The following is a 6,500-nucleotide window of genomic DNA, read 5'->3' as shown; positions in this document are numbered from 1 at the left end:
CTCCCTGTTGTGGAAGCCGTTATAGTGCCGCAGATTAAGGATCGGTCAACCGATCCTTAACTGATCGGCATTACGCACAAGTGCGAGGCTTTCCGCTGACATTGATACGCCAAAGGCGCTTCAGGATCAGTGGTTTTGAAATCAGATAGCGGTTACGTTTACAGCAGCCGGGCCTTTCTGGCCGTCCTGAATTTCAAACTCAACGTTTTGGCCTTCAGCCAGAGTTTTGAAGCCGTTACCCTGGATTGCAGAGAAGTGTACGAACACGTCTTTGCTGCCGTCAGCAGGAGTAATGAAACCGAAGCCTTTAGACTCGTTGAACCACTTAACTTGACCTTTAATCTTTGCCATTTGCAATATTCCTTAATGTATATACTTCGCCCGCAGGCATTAACTTAGATAAAACTGAGACATTACTGCTTGAGGCACTAATATAAGGTTCGGCAGAGAAGCGGTATTCAACGAAAACGTTTTTACTCAGGACTTCTATACTGAAAATGCCACACATAAACAGATCTGTACCTCGTTTGACCCAAAACGTGTTATCACACACAACGTTAAATATGGCAAGCCATTTTTAAACATGTCTGGATCCGTCGCACAATTCATAAGGTTATCAACACACAATTTGTACATTCATACCAGGTGATCAACCAATAATGAACAACCGGAAACCAACCGGGTGCGGCCTCGAAAACCGACATATTCACCATAGCCGAGCTTGCGATGATAGTCTACGTAAGCATCTAAATTTATTACGATATAGCGTATATCACTCTTGTTACTTAAGCATTGCTATAGCCTTTTTCCATCATCAGTTAACTCTTCGCGTTAGAATTGCAGTGACTTAGCAAATGCACGGGTTGACTATCGAATACTTGTTGTGCAAATAACGGCGCGTATGCACCAAAATAATGAAAATCTGATGACAGCGCCTCATTAAAAGGCAATAAAAACGTTTCGAAAAAATTAAAACTCTTTTAATTATTAGAAATAATAAAATAGTATCAATACGGTTTCATTTTGTCTGGCAATGTTAAATATTGACCAATTTTGAGGACGGTGAAATTTGAGATCCCGGTCACCGTTTTATTTAATGCTGCCTGCAATTCACGCACGGGCTCATCCAGCGACTCATCAGCCAGTTCAAACACTCCCCAGTGAATGGGGAAAGCAAGGGGTTGCCCCAGCTGTTGCCACAGGCTGACAGCCTGCTGTGGGTCCATATGATTTGCTGCCATAAACCATCGGGGAGCATAGGCCCCCACGGGCAATGCTGCGACAGTAATCGGCCCAAGCCGCCGGGGAATATTGAGCAGATCGTCGCTATAGCCTGTATCACCCGGGAACCAGAACCGGCAGTCGCGGCTTTCGATAACCCAGCCGCACCATAATGATGCATTGCGATCCCAAAAAGTTCGCATGCTCCAGTGTTGTGCCGGAACCGCCGTCAACGTCAGTCCCTGAAACACCGCACTCTGCCACCAGTCAAGTTCTCTGACACGTCGGGCACCGCGACGTCTGACCCATGCGCCAAGCCCGAGGGGGACAAACACGGTGACATCCGGAAAACGGGCAATCAATTGACGAAGGGTTCGCTTATCGAGGTGATCGTAATGATTGTGGGAAATGACGATAGCATCCAGCTGCGAAAGCTCATCGACGGACAATGCCAGAGGCGTTCGCCGCTGTGGTCCGGCAAATGTCAGCGGTGAAGCGCGCCGGGAAAAGACGGGATCGGTAAGAATATATTGATTTTGCAGGCGCAGCAGAATTGAAGAGTGCCCCAGCCACCAGAGCTTATCTTCAGTTCCGTCCGGGTCCAGTTCAGCAGGCTGCCACCAGTGAGTGATAAAATTTTCGTACCCCCCAGCAGGGGGATGTGGGAGTCCGGCAGCCTTACGCTCCCGTCGCCAGCGTTTGACATCTCCAGGCTTGTGACCACCAGGACCTGGATTGATAAAACCCTTGGAAGAGTGATGGGGAAGTGAAGCATTGAACCAGGGATTTTTTCGCGTCATGCACCACTCCCGCCAACAGGGTCTGAATCAGCGTTCGGCCACCAGGCGAATAAATTCGTCGTCTTTGCCTTTTACCGAAGCCTGCTCAACCGGCGCCTCTTTTTCAGGTTCATTGGCTTCACACAAACGACGCAGCAATGCTGTCTGACGTTTTTGTTGATCCAGCAAAGCCTCAAGCAGTTCAATCTGCTCATTCGTCCGCGAGCTTGCGCGGTTAATGAAGAACCACAGCACCAGCCCAACCAGCAACACCACCACCGAAACAATCAATGACGCAAAACTAAGCGCGCCAGAATTTATGACTTCGTTCATCTTACCACCTCTACTGAAAGGCAATATTCTACCACCGGGAGTAAGGAAGGAAATCGGTTCACGGGAAAAAAGCTGTTACCAGGGGATGAACTTGTTAATCACGCAGATACCGCTGAAAAATTGCACACCCTCATCACACATTTCATTTAGCATTTGAGTCCAGAGCAGCAGGCAAATTGCCAGCACGGCAATCAACAGCAGCCATCTAAATTTTTTCACTCCACTCTCCGACGCAGTACTAAATGAGTTACGTTAGCATGTCGACCTTAAACCGCGCCTAACTGTATCTGCATTATCTGTTTTTAGGAATGCTCATCTTGCGACAGTTCACTATTAAGATAGCCTGTTACCACGATAAAAATGCAAGGAACAGATTATGCGCACACTTATTCGGACAATCATCCTGGTCGCTCTGGTCTGGGTGGGTATTTTGTTAAGCGGGTACGGTGTACTCATAGGCAGCACGGAAAATGTCGCCGGCCTGGGGCTGCAGTGTAAATACCTGACGGCGCGCGGAGTGAGCACGGCCCAATACGTTCACTCCAGCAGCGGACTGTTTGGCCTGACACAGTGCCCTGTCCTGCGTAAAAGCGACACGGTTATTGATAACGGCTAGAGGAAAGAAACGCCGCCTGCAGGCGGCGTTTTTGTCTCAGAACGGATACTCGTTGAAGCCCATCTGTTCGGAGATTTTGCGCGCGGCCTGATGCAGCATTTCTACATACTCATGCAGACGCTCTTCAGAGAAACGCAGCGTCGGGAAGGAGATACTTAAGCCCGCGATCACCACGCCAAAACGGTCAAAGACGGGTACGCCGATGCAGCGCAGGCCTTCTTCCTGTTCTTCATTGTCTTCGCCATAACCCTGCTTACGCACAACATCGAGCATGGTCAGCAACTCATCCGTGCTGGTTATTGTACGATCGGTACTGCGTTTGTACTCCACACCTTCGAGGATTTGCAGAACGTCATCACGTTCACGCCATGCCAGCAGCACTTTACCAATCGCGGTACTGTAAAGCGGGTTACGGCGACCGATTCGTGAGTACATGCGCAAGTTGTACATGGAGTCGATTTTGTGGATGTACACAATGCTGTCTTCATCCAGCGCACCAAGGTGGATAGTCTCTTTGGTCAACCGTGACAGCTCACGCATCTGAATGTCTGCACTGCGGATCAAATCAACGTTTTGCAGCGCCCGTGCGCCCAATTCAAAGAGCTTCAGCGTCAATGAATATTTTTCAGATTCGCCTTCCTGAGCAACATAGCCCAGGGATTTCATGGTCTGCAAAAAGCGATAGACAGTACTTTTTGACATCATGACACGCTGTGACAGTTCGGTGATGCCGATTTCACGCTCTTCGCCAAGCGCCTGGAGAATGCCAAAAACTTTCAATACAGAAGAAACAGAATCTGGCTGTTTATCCAAATCTGCGATTGCCATTAATCACCTCATCGCCGCTGTTTTATAAAAATTAGAATAGTTTTTTATTATAAATTTCTCGCCAGCCTGTCGCAATGCGTGTTTGCCATCTTCGTTACAAATCTGCGATATAAAACAAAAATCACGATGCTAGAATCATTATACAAATGACGCTTCAGCCAGAACCCACTCTTTCTATGCAAAACTCCACCTCTGACGGCTTAGCTTTGCCGCAGCGCTATGGCGCAATTTTAACCATTGTAATCGGAATAGCCATGGCCGTGCTTGACGGAGCAATTGCGAATGTTGCGCTGCCAACCATTGCCCGCGACCTTAATGCATCGCCCGCCAGTTCCATCTGGATTATTAATGCTTATCAAATCGCCATCGTTATTTCCCTGCTGACGTTTTCTTTCCTCGGCGACATGTTCGGCTATCGGCGGGTTTATCAGTACGGCCTGGTGATATTTACCCTGACATCGCTCACCTGCGCGCTTTCAGATTCATTGCTGACGTTGACACTTGCACGCGTGGCCCAGGGATTCGGCGGCGCGGCTTTGATGAGCGTGAATACGGCGCTGATCCGCCTGATTTATCCTCAGCGCCAGTTAGGACGCGGAATGGGGATCAACTCTTTCGTGGTGGCGGTTTCTTCAGCCGCAGGCCCAACTATCGCGGCCGCCATTCTCTCGGTGGCCTCCTGGCAGTGGCTGTTTCTGATCAACGTGCCGCTCGGTATTATTGCCTTGCTGCTGGCTATCCGTTTCCTCCCGGCCAATGGTCAGCGCAGTGCAATGCCCAAATTTGATCTCCCCAGCGCGGTGATGAATGCCCTGACTTTCGGTCTGCTGATAACCGCACTGAGCGGTTTTGCTCAAGGGCAATCAACATCGCTTATTCTCGGTGAAATAGCGGCCATGCTGCTAATTGGAACGCTTTTCGTGCGCAGGCAGCTACGCCTGCCTGTTCCACTGCTGCCCGTTGACCTGCTGCGTATCCCATTATTTTCGCTGTCGATTTGCACTTCCATTTGCTCCTTCTGCGCACAGATGCTGGCCCTGGTCTCCTTGCCCTTCTTCTTACAAACGGTTGTCGGGCTCAGTGAGGTGAAAACCGGGCTGCTGCTGACGCCCTGGCCGCTGGCAACCATGGTGATGGCGCCGCTTGCGGGCTACCTTATCGAAAGGATCCATGCCGGACTGTTAGGCGCGGTCGGGCTGGCATTGATGGCAACAGGACTTTTCGCGCTGGCAACGCTGCCGGCATTACCCTCCGATGCAGAGATTATCTGGCGCATGGCGCTGTGCGGCGCCGGATTCGGTCTTTTCCAGTCGCCCAATAACCACACGATTATTACCGCCGCGCCCCGTAAACGCAGCGGCGGAGCCAGCGGGATGCTGGGTACAGCCCGACTGCTGGGCCAGAGCACCGGGGCCGCACTGGTCGCCCTGATGTTTAACCTGTTCAATGAAAATGGGACACACACATCGTTACTGCTTGCAGGCTCTATGGCGGCGGTGGCCGCGTTAATCAGTGGATTACGCATGACCCAACCGCGAACTGTTTCATGACTGCAATCAGGCCGTATTTATGCATCACTTTTATTGTAGTTAGCACGCCAGTCACTCACCATGTCACCTGACAAAAGTCACCTGGCAGTCATAGCAAAACAGATGACACCAGACTATTCCCGCACTTTGCGTTAATAGTCTGGTATGAGGCGCTGTGATATTCTCAGATGCAAAGCATCACAGGAACCGACCAACATGTCCCATCTATTTCTGGAATTCCCCGCGTTAAAGCCTGGTGTGCCGGACGTACAAGCGTTAATGAATGTTATCAGATCCGAAACGCGTACGGCCTTTGTCATCAGTGCCGATGTTGTTAAATTTGTCAGGGATGCGCTGATCGTCAATACCACCATCACCAGCTTTAAAAATTGCTATTTTGCTTTTAACGAAGGGCGTGAGTTTATTGAATTCGACAGTAACGGCACTTCACGTTGCTTTACCGAAACGCCTGACTGGTTTATTTCTCCGGGTGAGTTTTCGCGCTCCCAGTGGTTAATTAACCACCAGCTGGCCGAAGTCAGTACGCCGGCGTTTATTGAAGTGTTGATGAGCTGGCCGCTCAAGGAGCGGAGGGAACACTGCGACCTGCTATTTGATCTGGGGCTGAACAAATCCGCGTCGACTCCGGGCACGACATTTGCCAGCAAATCCGGCAATAAAAATCGAATCACCACCAAGCCGAAAATTCACGATATTGCTTCCGTCGAAATTTTTCAGCAGTTCTTCCTGCGCCTCAAAACGGCAGTAGCGGAAAACAGATTCCCGACCCTGCAGATCCTTACTGACTGTGAAGATGTTTCGCGCGTGCCGGTGACGCTAAAAGGCGCGGTGCGTACCTGGTTTAAATCAATCACTAATGAATTACCGCCGAACAATAAGCGCGTGGCGGCCGGGAATGCGGCGTTGTTTTGCGCGCCAGTGCGTGAGCAAATTCAGCAAATCGAATCCTGGGGCGTGGAACGCTACTATCAGGCATTGTCGCGGGCCATTGCTGAGGCTGGCGATCGGTATATTGCCGATTTCTCGTTTCATTATCGGGAATAATCATGGTCAGCTTACGCCTTGATTTAGAATAAAAAAAGCGCGTCAGTGACGCGCTTCAGACTGCTGACAAAGTCCTGGCCGTGAGGCCGGGACTTTGATCTAATTAAGTCAGTGCAATTAACGGACTGA

At 50.1% G+C, this 6,500-nt stretch carries 8 protein-coding genes and 1 pseudogene; 3 read left to right on the top strand and 6 right to left on the bottom strand.

Features of this window, described 5'->3' with window-relative positions; translation table 11 throughout:
* Nucleotides 1-141: 141 nt before the first annotated feature.
* The 5 genes and pseudogenes from cspE to mgrB form a co-directional block, all read right to left on the bottom strand.
* Entirely contained in the window at nucleotides 142-351 is a 210-nt protein-coding gene (gene cspE, locus ACSZO4_RS24055) for a transcription antiterminator/RNA stability regulator CspE (RefSeq protein ID WP_001062678.1), read from the bottom strand.
* Nucleotides 352-363: 12 nt separating this feature from the next.
* Nucleotides 364-508 (bottom strand): annotated as a pseudogene (locus tag ACSZO4_RS24050) (DUF2627 domain-containing protein).
* Between the two features lie 499 nt (nucleotides 509-1,007).
* Nucleotides 1,008-2,021: an MBL fold metallo-hydrolase gene (locus ACSZO4_RS24045; protein WP_437891596.1), complete on the bottom strand. Its 1,014-nt coding sequence runs from the start codon at nucleotides 2,019-2,021 to the stop codon at nucleotides 1,008-1,010.
* 27 nt (nucleotides 2,022-2,048) lie between these two features.
* Complete coding sequence (locus tag ACSZO4_RS24040; protein WP_437891595.1) at nucleotides 2,049-2,333, bottom strand: YebO family protein; 285 nt, start codon at nucleotides 2,331-2,333, stop codon at nucleotides 2,049-2,051.
* Between the two features lie 75 nt (nucleotides 2,334-2,408).
* Complete coding sequence (gene mgrB / locus ACSZO4_RS24035; RefSeq protein ID WP_437891594.1) at nucleotides 2,409-2,552, bottom strand: PhoP/PhoQ regulator MgrB; 144 nt, start codon at nucleotides 2,550-2,552, stop codon at nucleotides 2,409-2,411.
* A gap of 157 nt (nucleotides 2,553-2,709) precedes the next feature.
* On the opposite strand from mgrB, the gene ACSZO4_RS24030 reads away from it, so the two are divergent.
* A complete protein-coding gene (locus tag ACSZO4_RS24030) occupies nucleotides 2,710-2,949 on the top strand; it encodes a YobH family protein (protein ID WP_437891593.1) in 240 nt (79 codons plus the stop codon).
* A 36-nt stretch (nucleotides 2,950-2,985) separates the two neighbouring features.
* On the opposite strand, the gene kdgR is transcribed toward ACSZO4_RS24030, so the two are convergent.
* Complete coding sequence (gene kdgR / locus ACSZO4_RS24025; RefSeq protein ID WP_437891592.1) at nucleotides 2,986-3,777, bottom strand: DNA-binding transcriptional regulator KdgR; 792 nt, start codon at nucleotides 3,775-3,777, stop codon at nucleotides 2,986-2,988.
* 176 nt (nucleotides 3,778-3,953) lie between these two features.
* On the opposite strand from kdgR, the gene ACSZO4_RS24020 reads away from it, so the two are divergent.
* Both ACSZO4_RS24020 and ACSZO4_RS24015 read left to right on the top strand, forming a co-directional pair.
* The gene (locus ACSZO4_RS24020; protein WP_437891590.1) at nucleotides 3,954-5,327 is read left to right on the top strand and encodes an MFS transporter; all 1,374 of its coding nucleotides are present in this window, start codon (nucleotides 3,954-3,956) and stop codon (nucleotides 5,325-5,327) included.
* Nucleotides 5,328-5,522: 195 nt separating this feature from the next.
* Nucleotides 5,523-6,371, top strand: a complete 849-nt coding sequence (locus tag ACSZO4_RS24015; RefSeq protein WP_437891589.1) for a hypothetical protein — start codon at nucleotides 5,523-5,525, stop codon at nucleotides 6,369-6,371.
* The last annotated feature ends 129 nt before the right edge of the window (nucleotides 6,372-6,500 follow it).

The organism is Phytobacter sp. V91, assembly GCF_965644225.1.
Lineage (GTDB): Bacteria > Pseudomonadota > Gammaproteobacteria > Enterobacterales > Enterobacteriaceae > CBFFRJ01.
Note: the sequence above shows the minus strand (reverse complement) of the source record. Positions and strands in the feature narration are given on the sequence as shown.

Coding starts and splice junctions, on each gene's coding strand:
- ACSZO4_RS24020 (WP_437891590.1), top strand. CDS start 3,954: ATGCAAAACTCCACCTCTGACGGCTTAGCTTTGCCGCAGCGCTATGGC.
- ACSZO4_RS24030 (WP_437891593.1), top strand. CDS start 2,710: ATGCGCACACTTATTCGGACAATCATCCTGGTCGCTCTGGTCTGGGTG.
- ACSZO4_RS24015 (WP_437891589.1), top strand. CDS start 5,523: ATGTCCCATCTATTTCTGGAATTCCCCGCGTTAAAGCCTGGTGTGCCG.
- kdgR (WP_437891592.1), bottom strand. CDS start 3,777: ATGGCAATCGCAGATTTGGATAAACAGCCAGATTCTGTTTCTTCTGTA.
- ACSZO4_RS24040 (WP_437891595.1), bottom strand. CDS start 2,333: ATGAACGAAGTCATAAATTCTGGCGCGCTTAGTTTTGCGTCATTGATT.
- ACSZO4_RS24045 (WP_437891596.1), bottom strand. CDS start 2,021: ATGACGCGAAAAAATCCCTGGTTCAATGCTTCACTTCCCCATCACTCT.
- cspE (WP_001062678.1), bottom strand. CDS start 351: ATGGCAAAGATTAAAGGTCAAGTTAAGTGGTTCAACGAGTCTAAAGGC.